This window comes from Acidovorax sp. GW821-FHT09A11 (genome assembly GCF_059418365.1).
In genome coordinates this window covers 1-19,532 of record NZ_JBWKPS010000017.1, presented here as the reverse complement: position 1 = coordinate 19,532, position 19,532 = coordinate 1, and the positions used below count along the sequence as shown (strand labels likewise).

Genomic DNA, 19,532 nt, shown 5'->3' with positions numbered 1-19,532 from the left:
ACCACCGCTTGATGGACAAGCGCCAATAGCTATCAAAACAGAAGCAAACCATCCACCTGCCACCATGACCCTCACCGCACAAGACTGCCGCGCCCTCGATGCGCAAGACCCCCTCGCCCCGCTGCGCGGGCACTTCACCCTGCCCCCGGGCGTGATCTACCTGGACGGCAACTCGCTGGGCGTGGCCCCCAAGGCCGCGGCAGCCCGCGTGGCCGATGTGGTGACGCGCGAGTGGGGCACGGACCTCATCAAATCCTGGAACACCGCCAGCTGGTTCGATCTGCCCCAGCGCCTGGGCAACCAGCTGGCCCCGCTGATCGGAGCGGGCCCGAACGAAGTGGTCTGCACCGACAGCACCTCGATCAACCTGTACAAGGTTCTGAGCGCGGCGCTGAACATCGCCCGCGAGGACGGCCCGGCGCGCAAGCGCGTCGTGAGCGAGCGCAGCAACTTCCCCACCGACCTGTACATCGCCGAGGGCCTGTGCAAGGAGCGCGGTCTGGAGCTGGTGCTGGTGGAGCCCGAGGAGATCGCCGCCGCGCTGGCCCCCGACGTGGCCGTGCTGATGCTCACCCACGTGAACTACCGCACCGGCGCCATGCACGACATGGCCGCCATCACGGCCGCAGCGCATGCCCAGGGCATCCTGTGCGTGTGGGACCTGGCGCACAGCGCGGGCGCGGTGCCGGTCGACCTGCATGGCGCGGGCGCCGACTTCTCCATCGGCTGCGGCTATAAGTACCTGAATGGCGGCCCCGGCGCACCGGCGTTTGTGTGGGTGCACCCGCGCCACGCCAATCGCTTCTGGCAACCGCTGTCGGGCTGGTGGGGCCACGCGGCTCCGTTTGCCTTCACGCCCGACTACCAGCCTGCGGCCGGCATCACGCGCTACCTGTGCGGCACGCAGCCCATCATCAGCCTGTCGGCGCTGCAGTGCGGACTGGACGTGTTCACGGCCGCGCAGGCGCTGGGCGGCATGGCCGCGCTGCGCACCAAGTCGCTGGCACTCACCGACCTGTTCATACAGCTCGTGGAAGAACGCTGCGCGGGCCACGGCCTGGGCCTGGCCACGCCGCGCGACCATACCCGGCGCGGCTCGCAGGTGTGCCTGACGCGCGACGAAGGCGCCGGCGTGAACGGCCAGGGCAGCGGCGCCTATGCCATCGTGCAGGCGCTGATCGCGCGCGGCGTGATCGGCGACTTCCGCAAGGGCGACGGCGGCCAGGGCCCGCACAAGGACATCCTGCGCTTTGGCTTCACGCCGCTGTACCTGGGCTTTGAAGACGTGTGGAATGCCGTGGAGCGCCTGCGCCAGGTGCTGGAGAGCGGCGACTGGCAAAAGCCCGAGTTCAACCAGACGCACGCCGTGACCTGACCGGGAAGGAGATTGACCATGTGCCCCTTCTCGCAAACCCCGTCGCAAGGCGCTGCCGGCGCAGCGTCCGCCACGCCCCTGCCCGAGTCCATCGTGCACGAGGAACGCGCCCAGCTCGACTTCAGCCAGTCGATGAGCTACGGCGACTACCTGCAGCTCGATGCCATCCTCACCGCGCAAAAGCCGCTCTCGCCCGCGCACGACGAGATGCTGTTCATCGTGCAGCACCAGACCAGCGAGCTGTGGATGAAGCTCATGCTGCACGAGCTGCGCGCGGCCATAACGCACATCGCCAACGACGAGTTGCAGATGGCCTTCAAGATGCTGGCGCGCGTCTCCAAGATCATGGAGCAGCTGGTGCACGCCTGGGACGTGCTGGCCACCATGACACCGCCCGAATACACCGCCATGCGCCCGTACCTGGGCCAGTCCAGCGGCTTTCAGAGCTACCAGTACCGCAGCATCGAATTCGCCCTGGGCAACAAGAACCGCGCCATGCTCAAGCCCCACGAGCACCGTGCCGACCTGCTGGCCCAGGTGCAGGCCGCGTACGAGGCGCCCTCGCTGTACGACGAAGCCCTGCGCCTGCTGGCGCGCCGCGGCATCCCCGTGCCCGCCAGCCACCTGGAGCGCGACTGGACCCAGCCCTACGCGGAAAGCGACGGCGTGGAGCGGGCCTGGCTGGTGGTGTACCGCAACCCCAAGGAGCACTGGGACCTTTACCAGTTGGGCGAGGAACTCACCGACCTGGAAGACGCATTCCGCCTGTGGCGCTTTCGGCACGTGACCACCGTGGAGCGCGTGATCGGCTTCAAGCGCGGCACGGGCGGCACCGGCGGCGTGAGCTACCTGCGCAAGATGCTGGACGTGGTGCTGTTCCCCGAGATCTGGAAGCTGCGCACGGACCTCTGAGCAGCGGGGCACGGGCCTGCCAGCACGCAAAAAAGAAGCCTGCCGCCCCCTGACGGACAGGCCCTCGAGATGCCGGCAGCGCTTTCCACACAAGCGCTGGCAGCTATTATTTTTGTAGTTTTTTCTCCCTTGAGCATGCGTCCCGCCCAGCCCGCCACTGGCCGCGCCGGGACGTTCATCCTGGCGCCGCCTTCAGTCCCCCACCTTGGTGAACACCTGCCCGCCCGAGAGCTGGTAGGCGGCGTTGTCCACCTGCAGGCTGCGCTCGCTGGTGATGTCGAAACGCTGGTGGAGCTCGGGCGTGTCGCCGTTCAGGATGGGCGTGGAGACGGCCATGGAGCGCAGCGCCAGCGTGCCAGCGCTGGTGTTCACTTCCAGCCGTGCGGCCCCCTGGTAGCCCCGCAGCGCAGACGATGTGCCGGCGGCCGTCGGGGCCTGGTAGACCCGGGCGGGAAACGCCAGGCGCACCCGGGTGTCCAGGGCCTGCACGTCGAGCACGGGGCGCGTGCTGTCGAGCGTGGTGATGCTGCCACGGCCACCCAGCTTCCCGGCCGCCAGCCGCCGGCCCTGCGCCGGGTTGCGCACGTCAAACAGCGCAAGCTGGATGCCCTCGGCCGTGCCGCCGAGCGTGCTGTCCTTGCCCACGCCCAGCAGCAGCCCGCCGGGCAGCGGGACCAGGTGGTCCGCATGGCCGCCAGCCGCCAGCTCGCCCGCCACCGTGGGGTTCGCCGGGCTGGCCAGGTCGAGCACCCACACGGGCTCGGCCGCGGCGAAGGTGGTGGCATAGGCCCGTGGGCCCGCGAAGAACACGGTGTCCACCTGCTGGTCGCCGCGTGCCGTGCGCGGCTTGAGGGCCAGCTTGGCCTGCACGCTCAGGCGGCTGTCGCTGCCACTGTCGCGCAGCACCGTCAGCAGCGCGGGCGAGGCCTGCTGCGCCTGGATGGTCACCGGCGGCATGCCGCTTTGGCCCGCCGCGCCCGTGAAGGTCAGCACGCGCAGGTCGTTCTGGTGCTCGTTCAGGCGCGACGGCATGCGGCGCAGGTCCCAGCCCAGGTGGCCGTCCACGCTGCCCGATGCGTCGTAGTCCACCTGCGCGCCCCGGAAGGTGAACTTGTGGATGTCGGTGCGGCTGCCCGCCGGGAACACGGTGTTGATCACGTCGCCGCCATAGCGGTACTGGCGCGAGCTGGCCACGTACACGCTGCGCGCGCCCAGGTGCACCGCCTCGCTGCCCCCCGCGAAGCACCGGCTCGTGCGCGCCAGGTTCGATGACGCCAGGTCGATGGCCGTGATGGAAGTGAGCTGCAGCGACAGCGAGGCATTGCCCGTCTGCACCAGGCAGTCGGCTTCGTTCACCAGCGGCTGGGGCTGGCCGCCGTCCACGCGCAGGGTCGGAATCAGCGCGGCGGTGTTCAGGTCCTTCAGCGCGGCCTCCACGGCCGATGCCGAAGCCCCGGCAGGCACGTTGAAGCGCAGAAGGTCGGGCGACCAGGTGGTGACCAGGTACAGCGTGTTGCCAATCAGGCGGCTGCCCACCAGCAGCCCGTCGATGCGCATCTGCTTGAGCTGCATCGGGGCCGCGTCCTTGCCGACCGAGAACAGGTCCAGCGACAGCATGCGGCTGTATTCGGGCATCACGGTGATGCCCGCGTCCGCCGCCACGATGGGCTGCCGGTCGGCATACGGGTCCTGCTGGGACAACACGGCGGCACGCGTGCCGCCGCCCGCCACGTACAGGCCATGGGGGATGAACTTCGCGTCCAGCGTGACGCGGCCCACGTTGCTCAGGCTGCCATCGGCCGCGCGGGCCAGGGTCGAGAAACGCGGAGGTTCGCGGCCCGCGTCCGTGGCGTAGGCCCGGTGCAGGCCGTAGAGCATGCCGCCCTCGGCCTTGATGAGGCCGTCTTCCTCCACCGCAGGCCCGGCCAGCGGCACGCCCGTGTTGGCGACCACGCTGCCCGCGGCGCTCAGCGCCCCCACGGTGGGCACGGTGATGGCCGTGCCGCTGTAGCCCAGCGCGGCACGCTGGGCGATCTTGGCCTTGAAGTACGCCACCAGATCGCCAGAGCGCGTGACCTGCAGCCGCGCCTCGTTGGGCGTGAGCGGCCCGCCGCCATCCCCGCTGCCCCCGCCGCACCCGGACACGAATGCGGCCGTTGCCACGGCCAGCCAGGCGGGCGGCACGCCCGCGACCTTCTTCATCAACCCTCGGTATGCCATTCGATTTTTCTCCCTGTGGATGGATCTGGGCCCCGGGCGCCTTCGCCACCGGCCTCGATTTGGATAAGTGGGATAATATCCCACAAAATTTCCACCGGTCAACCGTATGACAATGGCCACCCGCCCCTGACACGCCCCGCGCCCACACCCGCATGCCTTCCCGCTCCGCCATCGTCCTGGCTTCCGCCCTGCATGTGCTGCGCCCTCTGGCGCGGTTGCTGCTGCGCAATGGCGTGGCCTACCCGGCCTTCGCGGCGGCCATGAAGAAGGTGTTCCTGGAGGCCGCCCAGGACGAACTGCAGGGCACGGGCAAGAAGGCCACCGACAGCGCCCTGAGCCTGATGTCCGGCGTGCACCGGCGCGACGTGCGCAACCTGGGCCGCCTGGCCGAGCCCGCCGCCGAGGACGGGCCCGCCGAGACCCCCCTCAGCATGGCCAGCCAGGTCGCGGCGCGCTGGCTGAGCCAGGCCGATTGCCTGGACGACGAAGGCCAGCCCCGCGCGCTGCCCCGCAGCAGCAGCAGCAGCAATGGCGATGCGCCCCACTTCGATGCGCTGGTGGCCGGCATCAGCAGCGACGTACGGCCCCGTGCCGTGCTCGACGAGCTGGTGCGGCTGGGCATGGCCGAGGAAAGCGGGGACGGGCAGGTCCGGCTGCTGGCGGCGGGCTTCGTGCCGCGCCAGGGCTTCGCGGAAATGGCGCGGCTGATGCAGGACAACCTGCACGACCACCTGGCCGCCGCCAGCCTGAACCTGCAGGGCGGGCACAACTACCTGGAGCAGGCCGTCTTCGTGGACCAGCTCAGCGAGGAGTCCGCCCAGCGCCTGCATGCGGTGGCGGCCAGGGCATGGCGCCAGGCGTTCAAGACGGTGATGACCGAGGCCCAGGCCCGCTACGACCACGACCAGCACAACACCCCGCCCGGCGAGCGCAACCGGCGCGCCCGCTTTGGCAGCTACTTCTATGCCGCAGACAAAGATGAACGTCCTTCCTGAACGCCTGGCCCGCGGGGCCAGACTGCTCACACTGGCCACCTTGCTGGCCCTGGCCGCTTGCGGCCCCGGCACGGGCGGAACCGGCACGGGGCCCATCAGCGGGGTGCTCAACTTCTCGGGCTCGGGTTTCTCGGCGGGCGTGCCCTGTCCCACCTGCGGCCAGGTCAATCTGCGGCTGGAGGATGAGCTGGTCGAGCTGACCGTCACCTGCCGGCGCTTCATCCACACCGGCCCCTGGGAGATCGACGCCCAGGGCCTGGCCGTGCTGGAAGGCACCCTGGAGACCACGGGTTTCGACAATGGCCTGGCGCTGACGGGCACCGTGCCCGCGGTCCTGCGGCTGCAGTTCAGCGAAACGCGGGCTGACAACAGCCGGGAGGTGGCCGCCACGGTGCGCGACGCCCATGGCAACCACCTGGTGGAGCCGCTGACGCTGGAGCAGCGCCCGGCCGCCGCCTCGCCCGAGGCGTGCACCGCCGGCAGCTAGGGGCCGGGCGGGCGGCGGGCGGTGCGGCTGGCGGCACAGGCCGGGCGAACGGCCGGCGCAGCCCGCCTTCCGTCATCACATCCGCCCGCACGCACGCGCGCCGGATAGTTGGACTTCGGCCGCAGCCACGCGAAGTACGGGGTTCAAGGGAAGGGGATTGCCCGGGCCGCACGGAGCCTGGCGCGCGGGGCACCTGCCCGCGGCGTCGCACAGGCCCTGGGCACGAACATGGAGCGGGCGCCACGCAGCACACCGCAGGGATGGCCGGCGTGCGCCATGCCACCGGCCCCGCGGCCCCGCCTGAAGGAGAAGGCGAGGAAAAAAGCGGGGCGGAAAGGAAGGCTACCGGGCGCTGCCGGCCACCATCATGGGGCGGCTGCTGCGGCACCAGATCGGTGCCAGGTGGCCGATCTGGATGGTCAGCTCGTTGCCCTTGCCCAGCACGGTCGTCGGGCCATTGCTGTAGGCATACCCCGTCTCGGCCACCTGCTTGGGCAGATCGACCGTCCAGCCACTGCGCAGCAGCACACCCATGCCCTGTTCGGGATAGAACTGCATTTCCACCTTTTCGCCGTTGCCGCACGCGAACTGCATGCTGCTGCGGTCCACCGGCTCACTGAAAGCCTGCAGGGCGGGCGGCTGGCTCGCACAGCCCGTCAGCATCAGGGTCGCCAGCGCACCTGAACTCAGCAAAACCATCTTCTTCATCGGTCACTCCTGACGTCGCGGTGCACCTTGCAGCCCACCCGACAACTTCCAACGTCCAACGGCTCGAGGCCCCCTGGCCCCATAAGCACGAACCTTGCCACTACCACCCACTGCCTGCGCCATCCTGCTTGCGAGAGACCGAAACCAGCGACTTCAGAACCATGACCCACACCGGCGCAAGGCATGCCCACAAGAGTGCCTCAGGCCCCCTGGCCCGTCATTGGGGTGATCCCCACATCGAGAGCCTCCTCTAAAGTCTGCCCCGCCCCTGTGGCGCCCTCGTGACGGACCCCAAAGCCCCTTCGCGGGGTGCCATTGAAGCCACGCAGCGGCGCAATGCGCTGCGCTGCGCCCGATTGAGAGCACATTTCGCCAAAGATGCCGGGTGGCCGACACGCCGCGCTGGCCGCCGGCAGGGGATCGGGACATACCCTAGGCGCCCCTTCGCGCGGCGCCCTCGCAGCCGCCCGGCTTGTCCACCAGCGACAGCCAGGGCGCCGCCGTGCAGTTACCCTCGGTGGGCAGCGCGCCCTTTGCCTGGTTGAACCGCAGTCCGGGGCGCCGCGCACTACAGGAGATCCATCACCGTGCAGGCGCCCCCTTCCCCCACGCCCTCCCCGCTTCTGGCGCCCCGCGCCGCCTGGGCCATGCTGCTCGCGCTGGTCTCCGGCTTCGCGCTGAGCCAGGCGTTTCGCACCATCACCGCCATCATGGCCACCGGGCTGCGCGCGGAGTTCGGCCTTTCGGCCGAGGCACTGGGGGTCTTCGCGGGGGCGTTTGCCTTCGCCTTCGGCACCATGCAGCTCTTCATGGGCATCGGCATCGACCTGTACGGCGTGCGGCGCACGCTGCTGGTGGCGTTTCCGCTCGCCATCGCGGGCTCGCTGCTCTCGGCGCTGGCCCCGAGCTACGGCGGCGTGTTGCTGGGCCAGGTGCTCATCGGCGTGGGCTGCGCGCCCGCGTTTCTGGTCTGCACGGTGTTCATCGCGCGCTACTTCCCCGCCAGCCGCTTCGCGATGGTGTCGGGCGTGGCCATGGGCGTGGGCGGGCTGGGCATGCTGTTCACGGGCACGCCGCTGGCCTGGCTGGTGCAGCAGTCGTCCTGGCGCATGGGCTTCGCCGTGCTGGCGGGCCTGGCCGCGCTGGCCTGGCTGCTGATCTTCTGGAAAGTGCATGAACCCACCCACCCCGTTCACGCCGCGCAGGCCCCGCAGCCGCGCGAGTCGGTGGGTGATGCGGTGCGCGGCTTCGGAGCCCTGTTCCTGCTGCCGCACACGGCGGGGATCATGCTGCTGGCGCTGATGACGTATGCGTCGTTCCTCACGCTGCGCGGGCTGTGGCTGGGGCCGCTGTTGATCGAGCGGCACGGCTATTCGCTGGTGGCCAGCGGCAACGTGGCCATGCTGTCGTCGCTGGTGTCGCTGTTCACCCCGGCCTATTTCGGCCGGCTGGACCCGGGCCCCGCGCGGCGCAGGCGCTGGCTGGCGGGCTTTACCGTGCTGCTCGCCGGGCTGTTCGCCGCCATCGGCTTCCTGCACGCCGAGTGGCTGGACGTGGGCGGCTCCATCGCCGTGGGCCTGCTGTCGGGCTACATGGTGCTGCAGTACGCAGACGTGCGCTCGTCCTACCCGGCGGCCATGACGGGGCGTGCCATGGCGGTGTTCACCATGGCGCTGTTCCTGGGCGTGGCGCTGATGCAGTGGGTGACGGGCCTGGCCGCCTCGCAGGCGGCCGCGCGGGGCGCGGACCCGTACGTGGCCGTGATGCTCACCATCGCCGGCATGCTGGCCGCGGGCGTGCTCGCCTTCAGGTTGCTGCCCGCACCGGCTCCCGCGCATTGACGCGGCCGCGGCCGGGCGGGCAGGCCGCCAGGCCCGCGCCCGCCACGCGCCACCACTGCAGCACGCCGAACAGCAGCTCGAACGCGGTGAAGCCCAGCACGATGGCGCTGGCCCCATGGGCCACGGCATAGATCTGCCATGCCGCGAACAGGAAACGGGCCACGCCATCGAGCCGCCCCAGCAGCAGCGAAGGCGCCGCGATGCGCGCCGCCGACCACACGACCACCACCGACCCCAGGAGGTTGGCCAGCAGCATGTGGGTGGTATCAAGCGGGTGCAGCGTGCCTGGCAGGGCCAGCGCCTGGGCGACAAGCCCCAGCTGCGCGTAGAGCCAGGCAAAGGTCCAGGGCAGCGCGAACGGCCAGGTCACGAGCAGGTCGTACCAGCCGCTGGCACGCACGACGCGCAGGTAGCGGGATTCGGAAAAGGCTGGGAACGTGGCAGCGAAAGTGGCCATGGCGGTGCGGTCATCGAAGTGGAAGAGGCCCCGAGCTTCAGGCCTGAAGTACGCTTCAGGGTCAAGCACTTTTTTGGGGCATCCGCATGGACCTTCTTCAGCTGGCCGACCTGCAGCCTGCCGACATACGCCAGATCTGGGCGCTCGCGGGCGGCGCGCCGGGCCCCGCGTTGGCGGGCACCGTGGCGTGGTCGTTCGAGGGCAACGGCATCCGCACGCGCACCACGTTCATCCAGGCGTTCCGGCAGCTGGGCCTGGCGTTCACCGAGCTTCCCCATCTGCTCAAGACCTGGGAGCGGCCCGAGGACCTGGCCGGCTACCTGGACCCGTTCTACGCGCTGTACGTGGTGCGCGAGTCCGACCACCCCCGGCTCTCGGCCTTCGCGGCGGCGTCGCGCCGGCCCGTGATCAATGCGATGTCGGCCCAGGGCCACCCCTGCGAGGTGCTGACCGACGCGTACTACGTCGACAGCCGGATCAAGCCGCTGCGGGAAGCACGCGTGTGCCTGTGGGGGCCCAGCACCAACGTGTTCCGCTCATGGCACGAACTGGCACGGGTGATGGGGTTCGGGCTGGTGCAGGTGTGCGACCGGCGCTTTCACGAGGCGCTGCCGAACGTGCAATTCGTGGAACCGTCCGCGCTGCCGGACGCGGTGGATGTGGTGGTCACCGACAGCTGGCCCGCCAGCGCCGAGGCCGGCGCCACCACGCAGGCCGACCTGGCGCCGTTGACCGAAGAGCATCTGGCCGCGATGGGCCACCCCGCCCTGCTGCCCACGCCGCCTTTCACCCTGGGCCGCGAGCTGGCGGTGGACCCGCTGGCCTACCCCGGCTTCGTGGGCTACGCACAAAAGGAACTGCTGCTGCCGGTACAGGCTGCCATCCTGCGCTGGGTGCTGGCATCGGAAAAAAAGGCCGGCACCGGGGACGCCCATGCGGATCGGTGAGCTCGCCGCCGCCTCGGGACTGAGCCGCGAGGCGCTGCGCTTTTATGAGCAGCAAGGGCTGATCCGCTCGCGCAGGCTGGCCAACGGCTACCGCGACTACCCACCCGAAGCGGTGATGCTGGTGCAGTACATCCGCATGGCGCAGCAGCTGGGCTTCACGCTGGCGGAGATTGGCGACCGGCTGCCCGGCATCTGGGACACGCCCGACCCCGCGCCCGCGCTGGCGCAGGTGCTGGCCACCAAACTGCAGGAGATCGACACGCGCATCGCCGCGCTGCAGGCGTTGCGCCAGACGCTGGCCGAACGCGTGGCCACCGACTGCCCGCTGCGCGCGGCGCAGGCTGGCTGAGGCCCGCTCCGCTTCAGAACTTTCAGCAAAAAGAGGCTCTTGCGCTTATCCATAAAGCGCTGCAAGCTATTTAATTAATAGCATCAAGGCAGTGATTGCAGTGGCGCCACGGGCACGGCAGGGCCGTTCCAGCCACCGCAGCGGCGGCTGGAACGCGCTCACGCAATGGACCCAGGCACCGTGTGCAGCAGCACCGGGTGGTTGCCGTAGGCGTCCACGCTCTCGATCTGCACGCCAAAACCCCACAGGCGCGCCACGTGCCTGAGCACCTCCTGCGTGTCGTCGCCCAGCGGGCGGCCCTGGTACTGGGTATGGCGCAGGGTCAGGCTGCGGTCACCGCGCAGGTTCACGTTCCACACCTGGATGTTGGGCTCGCGCGTGCCCAGGTCGTATTGCTGCGAGAGCATCTGGCGCAGGCCGCGGTAGCCGTTCTCGTCATGGATCTCGCTGACCACCAGCTCGCGCTCGTTGGCATCGTCGTGCAGGGCGAACAGCCGCATCTCGCGCATCAGGTGCGGGCTCAGGTACTGGCCGATGAAGCTCTCGTCCTTGAAGTTGCGCATGGCATGGTCGAGCGTGGGCAGCCACGGGGAGCCCGCGATGTCGGGGAACCAGCGCCGGTCTTCGGCCGTGGGGTTCTGGCAGATGCGCTGGATGTCGCGGTACATGGAAAAACCCAGCGCGTAGGGGTTGATGCCGCTGTAGGCGCGGTGCCCCACGGGGGGCTGGAAGATCACGTTGGTGTGCGAGCCCAGCCATTCGATCATCACCCCGTCGCTCAGGTAGCCCTCGTCGTACAGGGTGGTGAGCAGGGTGTAGTGCCAGAAAGTGGCCCAGCCCTCGTTCATGACCTGGCTCTGCCGCTGGGGGTAGAAATACTGCGCGATCTTGCGCACGATGCGCACGATCTCGCGCTGCCAGGGCTCCAGCAGCGGCGCGTTCTTCTCGATGAAGTACAGGATGTTCTCCTGCGGCTCCTTCGGAAAGCGGTGGTGCTCCTGCGCCGCGCCGTCCTTGCCGGGCCGGGTGGGCAGGGTGCGCCACAGCTCGTTGACCTGCTGCTGCGCGTAGGCCTCGCGCTGCTCGCGCTCCAGGCGCTCGCGTGCCAGGTTCTTCTTGGAGGGACGGCGGTAGCGGTCCACGCCAAAGTTGGCCAGCGCGTGGCACGAATCCAGAAGCCGCTCCACCTCGTCGAAGCCGTAGCGTTCCTCGCACTGGGCCACGTAGTCCTTGGCATACACCAGGTAGTCGATGATGGAGGAGGCGTCCGTCCACATGCGAAACAGGTAGTTGCCCTTGAAGAAGCTGTTGTGCCCGTAGGCCGCATGCGCGATCACCAGCGCCTGCATGGCGGTGGTGTTCTCCTCCATCAGGTAGCTGATGCAGGGGTTGGCGTTGATGACGATCTCGTAGGCCAGCCCCATGTGGCCGCGCCGGTAGCGCCGTTCGGTGGCCAGGAACTCCTTGCCGTAGCTCCAGTGGCGGTAGTTCACCGGCATGCCCACGCTGGAGTAGGCGTCCATCATCTGCTCGGCGGTGATGACCTCCAGCTGGTTGGGATAGGTGTCCAGGCCGAAGCGCTCGGCGGTGGCGGCGATCGCGCCGTGGTAGCGCTCGATCAGCTCGAACGTCCAGTCGCCCGGGTCGGGCAGCGGCTGGGCGGGCCGCGCCCCGGCGGGCAGGAGCTGCTCGGGCACGGTGCGGTGGCGGCGCTCGCCGACGAGGGCGGTCTTCCAGGGGTTGTCGCGGATGCGACGCTCCAGCACCGGGTATTGGGTCATGTTCATACCTGCACCCCCTCGCTCTTGAAGAGGTCGCGGAACACGGGATAGATGTCGCCCGGCTCGGAGACCTTGCGCATGGCGAAATGGGGATGGAGCGCCAGCAGCTGGCTGTATTCGTCCCACAGGTTCTGCTCTTCCTGGGCCACCTGCACATAGGCAAAGTAGCGCACCAGCGGGAGGATCCGCTCCACCAGCAGGCTGCGGCAATTGCCGCTGTCGTTGGTGAAGTTGTCGCCATCGCTGACCTGGGCGGCGTAGATGTTCCAGTCCCCAGCGGGGTAGCGCGCGCGGATGATCTGGTCGAGCAGCACCAGCGCGCTGCTGACCACCGTGCCACCACTCTCGGTGGAGTGGAAGAACTGCTCCTCGCTCACCTCGGTGGCCTGGGTGTGGTGGCGGATGAAGACGATGTCGATCGTCTCGTAGTGCCGCGTGAGGAACAGGTACAGCAGGATGAAGAAGCGCTTGGCCAGGTCCTTGCGGGCCTCGTCCATGGAGCCCGAGACGTCCATCAGGCAGAACATCACCGCCTGGCTGTTGGGCACCGGCACCTGCACCCTGGCCCGAAAACGCAGGTCGATGGGGTCGAGGTACGGAATCCGGTCGATGCGCTGCCGGAGCGTGTCGATGCGGCGCTGCAGCTCGGCCACCGCCTCGCTGGTGCCGTCATCCTGCGCCAGCAGCGCGTCGAGCTGCGCCTGCAGCGCCACAAGCTCGCGGTGTGGCGCCTTGCCCAGCGCGATGCGCCGCCCCAGCGCCCCGCGCATGGTGCGCAGCACCGCCAGGTTGTTGGGAATGCCGTCCTGGCTGTAGCCGGCGCGGCGCGACTTCCATTTCGGGTTCTCGCCGATGTGCGTGCGCAGCAGGCGCGGCAGCGCGAGGTCTTCGAAGAAGAGCTGCATGAACTCTTCCTTGGTCAGCGTGAAGGTGAAGTCGTCCTCTCCCTCCCCGCTGTCGCTGGCCTGCGAGCCGCTGCCGGTGCCCCCCTTGGGCCGCGCGATGCGGTCGCCGCGCACATGCTCCGCATTGCCGGGGTGCACCACGTCGTGGATGCCGCCCTGGCCATGGTGGAACACGGGCTCGCCAATGTCCTTGCGCGGGATGGTGACGCTCTCGGCCTGCTCGATGTCGCGGATGCTGCGCCTGGACACAGCGCGGCGCACGCTGTCCGCGATCTGCTCCTTGAAGCGGCGGACAAAGCGCTCGCGGTTCCCGACCGACTTGTTCTTGCCTGCGAGCCTGCGGTCGATGATTTGCAATGCCATCTGCTTAGCTCCCATGCATGGACAGGCGCCCCGGCGGGACGCGCTGGCAACCCCGATCAACTGCTTTTTCGAACGCGCAGGTACCACTCGCACAACAAACGCACCTGCTTGGGGGTGTAGCCCTTGTCCACCATGCGGGTGACAAAATCCTCGTGCTTGCGCGCCTCCTCGGCACTGGCCTTCGCGTTGAAGCTGATGACGGGCAGCAGCTCCTCGGTGTTGGAGAACATCTTCTTCTCGATCACCAGGCGCAGTTTCTCGTAGCTGGTCCAGCTCGGGTTGTTGCCCTGGTTGTTGGCGCGCGCGCGCAGCACGAAGTTGACGATCTCGTTGCGGAAATCCTTGGGGTTGGCAATGCCCGCGGGCTTCTCGATCTTCTCGAGTTCGGCGTTGAGCGCACTGCGGTCGAACACCTCGCCGGTGTCGGTGTCGCGGTACTCGTTGTCCTGGATCCAGTAGTCGGCGTAGGTGACGTAGCGGTCGAAGATGTTCTGCCCGTACTCGCTGTAACTCTCCAGGTAGGCCGTCTGTATCTCCTTGCCGATGAACTCGGCATAGCGCGGTGACAGGAACTCCTTGATGTAGCTGGTGTACTTGGTTTCCAGCTCGGAGGGGAACTGCTCGCGCTCGATCTGCTGCTCCAGCACATACATGAGGTGCACCGGGTTGGCCGCCAGCTCGGCGCTGTCGAAGTTGAACACCTTGGACAGGATCTTGAACGCGAAGCGCGTGGAGATGCCGGTCATGCCCTCGTCCACGCCGGCGTAGTCGCGGTACTCCTGGTAGCTCTTGGCGCGCGGGTCGGTGTCCTTCAGGCTCTCGCCGTCATACACCTGCATCTTGCTGAAGATGCTGGAGTTCTCGGGCTCCTTCAGGCGCGTCAAGATGGCGAACTGCGACATCATCTTGAGCGTGCCCGGCGCGCACACGGCGTTGCCCAGCGACGATTCGCGGATCAGCTTCTCGTAGATCCGTATCTCCTCGCTCACGCGCAGGCAGTACGGCACCTTGACGATGTAGATGCGGTCCAGGAAGGCCTCGTTGTTCTTGTTGTTGCGAAAGGCCTTCCACTCGCTCTCGTTGCTGTGGGCCAGCACCACGCCGTCGAACGGGATCGCGCCGAAGCCCTCCGTGCCCTTGTAGTTGCCCTCCTGCGTGGCGGTGAGCAGCGGGTGCAGCACCTTGATGGGCGCCTTGAACATCTCCACGAATTCCAGCAGCCCCTGGTTGGCCAGGCACAGGCCGCCGCTGTAGCTGTAGGCGTCGGTGTCGTCCTGGGCAAAGGTCTCGAGCTTGCGGATGTCCACCTTGCCCACCAGGCTGGAGATGTCCTGGTTGTTCTCGTCGCCCGGCTCGGTCTTGGCAATGCCCACCTGCTTCAAGATGCTGGGGTAGCGCTTGACCACGCGGAACTGGCGGATGTCGCCGCCGAACTCGTCGAGCCGCTTGACCGCCCAGGGCGACAGCACGCGCTGCAGGTAGCGCCGGTGAATGCCGAACTGCTCCTCCAGCACCGGGCCGTCCTCCATCGCGTCGAACAGCCCGAGCGGCGACTCGTTCACCGGCGAGCCCTTGATCGCATAGAACGGCACCTTCTGCATCAGGTACTTGAGCCGCTCGGCGATGGAACTCTTGCCCCCGCCCACCGGCCCCAGCAGGTAGAGGATCTGCTTGCGCTCCTCCAGCCCCTGCGCGGCATGGCGAAAGAAGCTCACCACCTGCTCGATGGCATCCTCCATGCCGTAGAACTCGGCGAACGTGGGGTAGCGCTTGATCACCTTGTTGGCGAAGATGCGCGACAGGCGCGGGTCGTTGCGCGTGTCCACCATCTCGGGATCGCCGATGGCGGCCAGCATGCGCTGGGCCGCCGTGGCATAGGCCATGGGATCGCGCTTGCACTCGGCGAGGTACTCGTCGATCGACATTTCCTCTTCGCGGCTGCGGGCGTAGCGCGCGGCGAAACTGCTGATGGCATCCATACGACCTCCTGTGGCGGCACCCCTGGCGGGCCCGGGAAGTGCCACGGTGTTGCAGTGGGAATCGCTACTGGCTCATCTCTTTGTAGCACCATGGTCCGCCCTTGAACAGGGTGTTTGTGTGCGCATGCGGTGCTTTTTACATCCATGCCCGCCCATGGATAGAGCAGGCATGCCGCGCAAAGTTCATTGGTGCGAGGGCCCCGCCATCCAGCGCGGCCAGCTATCGCGCAAGGGCATCACAGCGAACTGGCAATGGAGCCATCGCCCCGGTACAGCCAGGGCACGTCCAGCAGCCGTTCGCCCAGCAGGCGCAATGAGAGATCCCGCCCCCAGCGCACGGGGCCCATGGCGTGGAAGATGCGCCCGTTGCGCGTGGAGCGGGCCTGCACGCGCGCATTGCGCTGCCAGCGGTTGAGGGCATACCGGGTCAGGCGCAGCGGCACCTCCAGGTCGTGCATGGCCAGCGCGCGCTGCAGTTCCGCCGCGTCCTCGATGGCCATGCCCGCGCCCTGGGCCAGGTAAGGGCGCATGGGGTGGGCGGCATCGCCCAGCAGGGCGACCAGGCCCTGCGCCATGTCGCCCGCGCCACGCACCGGCGGCCGGTCGCACAGCGGCCACAGGCGCCAGCCGCCCGCGCCGCCCGCGCCGCCCTGGTCGCTCACGCTGCGCACCACGTCCTGCAGCGCGGTGCAGGTGCCCTGCAGGGCGTGTTCCAGCCCCGTGGCGTTGGCAGCATGGTCCCAGTTCTCCAGGTCTTGCGGCGCGGGGCCCTGCACGATGACGACGATGTTCTGCAGTTCGCCCCGGCGCACGGGGTACTGCACCGCATGCAGGCGCGGGCCCAGCCAGGCCGTGACCTGCGCGGTGCGCAGCGCGCCGGGCAGTGCGTGCTGCGGCACCAGGGCGCGGTAGGCCAGGTGCCCCGTCACGCGCGGCGCCACCGCGCCCAGCAGCTGCGTGCGGGTGCGGCTCCACAGGCCGTCGGCGCCGATGAGCGCATCGCCTTCCACCTCCTTGCCCCGGCTCGTGCGCACGGTGACGACGCCATCGCCGTCGGCAAAGCCCTCGATCGCGTGCGCGAGGTGCAGCTGCGTGTCGGTGTATTTGGTCAGCGCCGCCAGCAGCAGGCCGTGCAGGTCGGCGCGGTGGATGGTGGCGTAGGCGGCGCCGTAGCGCTGCACCGCTGTCGGGCCCAGCGGCAGCACGGCCAGTTCGCGGCCGCTGACGGCATTGCGCACCTGCAGCCGGCTCGGAAACGCCGCCACGGCCTGCAGCGGCTGCTGCAGTCCCCAGGCCTGCAGGCGGCGCACCACGTTGGGCCCGATCTGCACCCCCGCGCCCACCTCGCTGAAGGCTGCGGCGCGCTCGTACAGCCGCACGTCCCAGCCCGCCCGCGATGCGCCCAGCGCCGCTGCCAGCCCCCCAATGCCGCCACCGGCGACCAGTACCTGCTTCTTCATGCACCGATTGTGCCGTGCGGACGCCCGCCGCGGCTTGTCATGGCGCAGGGCCCGCGCGAGGAAGGCTGCGCGCCGTCACAGCGCGGGCCGCAGGGCGCGCTCCAGCACCTCCGCCGGCATGGGGCGGCCAAACAGATAGCCCTGGAAAGCCTGGCAGCCGTGGCGCTGCAGGAACTCCAGCTGCCCCGTGGTCTCCACGCCCTCGGCCACCACGGCCAGGTCCAGGCTGTGCGCCAGGGCCAGGATGGTGCGCACGATGGCCGCGTCGTTGGGGTCGGTCTGCAGGTCGCGCACGAAGCCCTGGTCGATCTTGAGCTGGTCCAGCGGCAGGCGCTTGAGGTAGCTCAGCGACGAGTAGCCCGTGCCGAAGTCATCGAGCGAGAACCCCACGCCGTAGCGCCGCAGGTATTCCATGCGCGAGATCACGTCCTCCACATCCGCCAGCAGCAGGCTTTCGGTCAGTTCCAGCTTCAGGCGCTCGGGGTTGGCGCCGCTCTTGTGCAGGATGCCCAGCATCTGCTCGACGAAATCGGGCTGGCGGAACTGCCGCACGCTCACGTTCACCGACAGAAAGAACTGGCGCGTGAGCGAGCTGCGCGACCAGGCCACGAGCTGCGCGCAGGCAGCTTCGAGCACCCAGTGCCCGAGCGGCAGGATCAGCCCCGTCTGTTCGGCCAGCGGAATGAACTCGGCCGGTGATACGAGACCGCGCCGCGGGTGCTTCCAGCGCACCAGGGCCTCCGCGCCCTGCAGGCGGCCCTTGCCGTCCACCACGGGCTGGAAATACAGCACCAGTTCTTTTTCCTGCAGGCCCCGGCGCAGGTCGGCTTCCAGCGCCGAGCGGTTGCTGACGGCGGCCTGCATGTCGGGGTCGAAGAAGCGCTGGGTGTTGCGCCCCGCGGCCTTGGCCTGGTACATGGCCAGGTCTGCGTGCTTGAGCAGTTCGTCCACGCTGCAGGTCTGCTGGCCAAACAGCGCGATGCCGATGCTGGGCGTGCTGTGGTGGCTGGTCTCGCCCAGCGCGTAGGGCTTGCCCAGCGTGGTGGCGATGTGGCTGGCCACCAGGGCGGCCTCGGCGCTGGCATGGGGGCCGTCGGCGCTCAGGCCTTCCACCAGCACCACGAACTCATCGCCGCCAAAGCGCGACACGGTGTCGGCCTCGCGCACGCAGCCCTTCAGGCGCTGGGCCACCTGCAGCAGCAGCTGGTCGCCCGTGTCATGGCCCAGGGTGTCGTTGAGGTCCTTGAAGTTGTCCAGGTCGATGAACAGCAGCGCGCCCTGCGCACCCGACCGGGCGACCACCGCCATCGCGCGCTGCAGGCGGTCCACCAGCATGCGGCGGTTGGGCAGGCCGGTGAGCATGTCGTAGAACGCCAGACGCTCGATCTGGCTTTCGACCTCCTTGCGCTCGGTGATGTCGCGGCCCACGCCCCGGTAGCCCCACAGCGCGCCCTGGGCATCGAACACGGGCACCCCGCTGACCGAGATCCAGTGCATGCTGCCATCGGGCCGGTGGCGCTGCAGCTCCAGGTCGCGAAACGGCTGCCGGGCCTGCAGCACCGCGCGGTGCGCCGCCCAGTCGGCCTCGGTCATGTTGAGCGCGCCGATCTCCCAGCGGGTGCGGCCCATCACGTTGGACAGGGGGATGCCATTGACGCTGAGATCGCCCGCCAGCTGCACGAAGCGGCCTTCGGCGTCGTGCTCCCAGTACCAGTCGGACGACAGGTCGCTCAGCGAGCGAAAGCGTGCCTCGCTCTCGCGCAGCTCGTTCTCCACGCGCACGTAGTCGCTCACATCGGCGAAGGTGCGCACCAGGCCGCCGTCGGGCAGCTCGGTGGTGCGCACCTCGAAGGTACGGCCATCGCGCGTGGTGCGCCAGTAGACCGACGGGGCGGCGGCGACCGCGCCGCCCGCCACGTAGGCATGCCCGCGCCGGTCCACGAGGCGATGGCCTTCGCCAAAATCGCCCCGCTCGGCCTGGATGCGGGTCAGGTCGGCCAGGGTGGGCCGCGTGGCCATCAGGGATTCGGGCAGGTCCAGCAGCTCGAGCACGCGCTGGTTGTAGACGGTGATGCTCCCATCCGGCGCGGTCTTGAAGATGCCCTGGCTCATGCTGGCAAGCGTGACCTGCAGCGTGGCGCGCTGCTCCTGCAGCAGGGTCAGCGCATCCTGCCAGATGCGGGCGTCCACCATGCGCACGGGCTGGCTCTGCCCCTGGGTCCTGTGCAGCAGCGCGGCCAGCCGGTGCAGCAGCTCGCCCAGGTGGGCCACGCCATCGGCGTCGCGCACCATGTAGTCGCCCAGTCCGCAGCGGAACGCGCGCGCGGCCAGGGCCTCCTGGTGGGCGTCGATGCACATGAGCACGGGGCGCCCGGCGCACAGCTCCAGCACGCCGGGCAGATCCTGCACCGAGGGCTTGAGGCACAGCACCACGGCATCCCAGGCCTGCGAGGCCAGCGGCGCCCGCGCGGTGTCCGGCGTGGGGCTGTTGACCACGCGCCAGCCCGGGTGGTGCGCGGCGATCAGGCGCCGCGCCACCGCGGCATGCTGCGTGTCGCTGTCCACCCAGAGGATGCCTGGCCCGGCGGTCATGGCTTGCGCCCCTCGGCCACGGCCACCACGGGCTGCGCGAACAGGCCCAGCTGGTGCTCGCGCACAAATACGTCGATGGGCACCGGCCGCCCGAAAAGAAACCCCTGGAACCCCTCGCAGCCATGCAGCCGCAGGAACGACAGCTGCCCCGTCGTCTCCAC

15 protein-coding genes are annotated in these 19,532 nt (G+C 69.0%); 7 read left to right on the top strand and 8 right to left on the bottom strand.

Annotated elements, in window-relative coordinates; all coding sequences use genetic code 11:
• Window positions 1-64 precede the first annotated feature (64 nt).
• Both kynU and kynA read left to right on the top strand, forming a co-directional pair.
• The gene (kynU, locus tag AC07PV_RS24330) at window positions 65-1,375 is read left to right on the top strand and encodes a kynureninase (RefSeq protein WP_494631542.1); all 1,311 of its coding nucleotides are present in this window, start codon (window positions 65-67) and stop codon (window positions 1,373-1,375) included.
• Between the two features lie 18 nt (window positions 1,376-1,393).
• Window positions 1,394-2,287 carry a tryptophan 2,3-dioxygenase gene (kynA, locus tag AC07PV_RS24325; RefSeq protein ID WP_494631540.1) on the top strand — a complete coding sequence of 298 codons (894 nt, stop codon included), beginning with the start codon at window positions 1,394-1,396 and terminating at the stop codon, window positions 2,285-2,287.
• A 192-nt stretch (window positions 2,288-2,479) separates the two neighbouring features.
• Here kynA and AC07PV_RS24320 read toward each other — a convergent pair whose 3' ends face one another.
• Window positions 2,480-4,507: a beta-propeller domain-containing protein gene (locus AC07PV_RS24320; RefSeq protein ID WP_494631539.1), complete on the bottom strand. Its 2,028-nt coding sequence runs from the start codon at window positions 4,505-4,507 to the stop codon at window positions 2,480-2,482.
• Between the two features lie 152 nt (window positions 4,508-4,659).
• Here AC07PV_RS24320 and AC07PV_RS24315 point away from each other — a divergent pair, with 152 nt between their 5' ends.
• The gene (locus AC07PV_RS24315) at window positions 4,660-5,502 is read left to right on the top strand and encodes a DUF6502 family protein (protein ID WP_494631538.1); all 843 of its coding nucleotides are present in this window, start codon (window positions 4,660-4,662) and stop codon (window positions 5,500-5,502) included.
• Window positions 5,486-5,989: a hypothetical protein gene (locus tag AC07PV_RS24310; RefSeq protein ID WP_369641783.1), complete on the top strand. Its 504-nt coding sequence runs from the start codon at window positions 5,486-5,488 to the stop codon at window positions 5,987-5,989. Before AC07PV_RS24315 ends, AC07PV_RS24310 begins: the two co-directional genes overlap by 17 nt.
• Window positions 5,990-6,331: 342 nt before the next feature.
• Here the strand turns inward: AC07PV_RS24310 and AC07PV_RS24305 are convergent, their stop codons facing one another.
• Window positions 6,332-6,697 (bottom strand): MliC family protein, encoded by a 366-nt coding sequence (locus tag AC07PV_RS24305; protein ID WP_218293660.1) that lies wholly within the window; start codon window positions 6,695-6,697, stop codon window positions 6,332-6,334.
• Window positions 6,698-7,344: 647 nt separating this feature from the next.
• On the opposite strand from AC07PV_RS24305, the gene AC07PV_RS24300 reads away from it, so the two are divergent.
• Entirely contained in the window at window positions 7,345-8,538 is a 1,194-nt protein-coding gene (locus AC07PV_RS24300; protein WP_494631555.1) for an MFS transporter, read from the top strand.
• Here the strand turns inward: AC07PV_RS24300 and AC07PV_RS24295 are convergent.
• Window positions 8,504-8,995 (bottom strand): hypothetical protein, encoded by a 492-nt coding sequence (locus AC07PV_RS24295; protein ID WP_218341871.1) that lies wholly within the window; start codon window positions 8,993-8,995, stop codon window positions 8,504-8,506. The genes AC07PV_RS24300 and AC07PV_RS24295 overlap by 35 nt on opposite strands.
• A gap of 86 nt (window positions 8,996-9,081) precedes the next feature.
• On the opposite strand from AC07PV_RS24295, the gene AC07PV_RS24290 reads away from it, so the two are divergent.
• Window positions 9,082-9,942, top strand: a complete 861-nt coding sequence (locus AC07PV_RS24290; RefSeq protein ID WP_494631537.1) for an ornithine carbamoyltransferase — start codon at window positions 9,082-9,084, stop codon at window positions 9,940-9,942.
• Window positions 9,929-10,291 carry a MerR family transcriptional regulator gene (locus AC07PV_RS24285; RefSeq protein ID WP_218341873.1) on the top strand — a complete coding sequence of 121 codons (363 nt, stop codon included), beginning with the start codon at window positions 9,929-9,931 and terminating at the stop codon, window positions 10,289-10,291. Before AC07PV_RS24290 ends, AC07PV_RS24285 begins: the two co-directional genes overlap by 14 nt.
• Before the next feature lie 158 nt (window positions 10,292-10,449).
• Here AC07PV_RS24285 and AC07PV_RS24280 read toward each other — a convergent pair whose 3' ends face one another.
• The 5 genes from AC07PV_RS24280 to AC07PV_RS24260 all read right to left on the bottom strand — a co-directional run bounded on the left by AC07PV_RS24280 (window position 10,450) and on the right by AC07PV_RS24260 (window position 19,371).
• Window positions 10,450-12,078, bottom strand: a complete 1,629-nt coding sequence (locus tag AC07PV_RS24280; RefSeq protein WP_218341874.1) for a SpoVR family protein — start codon at window positions 12,076-12,078, stop codon at window positions 10,450-10,452.
• Window positions 12,075-13,340 (bottom strand): YeaH/YhbH family protein, encoded by a 1,266-nt coding sequence (locus AC07PV_RS24275; RefSeq protein WP_492245830.1) that lies wholly within the window; start codon window positions 13,338-13,340, stop codon window positions 12,075-12,077. The genes AC07PV_RS24280 and AC07PV_RS24275 overlap by 4 nt, the downstream gene beginning before the upstream one ends.
• A 56-nt stretch (window positions 13,341-13,396) precedes the next feature.
• The gene (locus tag AC07PV_RS24270) at window positions 13,397-15,319 is read right to left on the bottom strand and encodes a PrkA family serine protein kinase (protein ID WP_218341875.1); all 1,923 of its coding nucleotides are present in this window, start codon (window positions 15,317-15,319) and stop codon (window positions 13,397-13,399) included.
• Between the two features lie 236 nt (window positions 15,320-15,555).
• Complete coding sequence (locus tag AC07PV_RS24265) at window positions 15,556-16,779, bottom strand: FAD-dependent monooxygenase (protein ID WP_494631536.1); 1,224 nt, start codon at window positions 16,777-16,779, stop codon at window positions 15,556-15,558.
• Window positions 16,780-16,854: 75 nt separating this feature from the next.
• Window positions 16,855-19,371 carry a putative bifunctional diguanylate cyclase/phosphodiesterase gene (locus AC07PV_RS24260; RefSeq protein WP_218293652.1) on the bottom strand — a complete coding sequence of 839 codons (2,517 nt, stop codon included), beginning with the start codon at window positions 19,369-19,371 and terminating at the stop codon, window positions 16,855-16,857.
• Window positions 19,372-19,532 lie beyond the last annotated feature (161 nt).

Excerpts from the sequence above, each read along its gene's own strand:
- kynU (WP_494631542.1), top strand. The coding sequence starts at position 65 with ATGACCCTCACCGCACAAGACTGCCGCGCCCTCGATGCGCAAGACCCC.
- kynA (WP_494631540.1), top strand. The coding sequence starts at position 1,394 with ATGTGCCCCTTCTCGCAAACCCCGTCGCAAGGCGCTGCCGGCGCAGCG.
- AC07PV_RS24320 (WP_494631539.1), bottom strand. The coding sequence starts at position 4,507 with ATGGCATACCGAGGGTTGATGAAGAAGGTCGCGGGCGTGCCGCCCGCC.
- AC07PV_RS24315 (WP_494631538.1), top strand. The coding sequence starts at position 4,660 with ATGCCTTCCCGCTCCGCCATCGTCCTGGCTTCCGCCCTGCATGTGCTG.
- AC07PV_RS24310 (WP_369641783.1), top strand. The coding sequence starts at position 5,486 with ATGAACGTCCTTCCTGAACGCCTGGCCCGCGGGGCCAGACTGCTCACA.
- AC07PV_RS24305 (WP_218293660.1), bottom strand. The coding sequence starts at position 6,697 with ATGAAGAAGATGGTTTTGCTGAGTTCAGGTGCGCTGGCGACCCTGATG.
- AC07PV_RS24300 (WP_494631555.1), top strand. The coding sequence starts at position 7,345 with ATGCTGCTCGCGCTGGTCTCCGGCTTCGCGCTGAGCCAGGCGTTTCGC.
- AC07PV_RS24295 (WP_218341871.1), bottom strand. The coding sequence starts at position 8,995 with ATGGCCACTTTCGCTGCCACGTTCCCAGCCTTTTCCGAATCCCGCTAC.
- AC07PV_RS24290 (WP_494631537.1), top strand. The coding sequence starts at position 9,082 with ATGGACCTTCTTCAGCTGGCCGACCTGCAGCCTGCCGACATACGCCAG.
- AC07PV_RS24285 (WP_218341873.1), top strand. The coding sequence starts at position 9,929 with ATGCGGATCGGTGAGCTCGCCGCCGCCTCGGGACTGAGCCGCGAGGCG.
- AC07PV_RS24280 (WP_218341874.1), bottom strand. The coding sequence starts at position 12,078 with ATGAACATGACCCAATACCCGGTGCTGGAGCGTCGCATCCGCGACAAC.
- AC07PV_RS24275 (WP_492245830.1), bottom strand. The coding sequence starts at position 13,340 with ATGGCATTGCAAATCATCGACCGCAGGCTCGCAGGCAAGAACAAGTCG.
- AC07PV_RS24270 (WP_218341875.1), bottom strand. The coding sequence starts at position 15,319 with ATGGATGCCATCAGCAGTTTCGCCGCGCGCTACGCCCGCAGCCGCGAA.
- AC07PV_RS24265 (WP_494631536.1), bottom strand. The coding sequence starts at position 16,779 with ATGAAGAAGCAGGTACTGGTCGCCGGTGGCGGCATTGGGGGGCTGGCA.
- AC07PV_RS24260 (WP_218293652.1), bottom strand. The coding sequence starts at position 19,371 with ATGACCGCCGGGCCAGGCATCCTCTGGGTGGACAGCGACACGCAGCAT.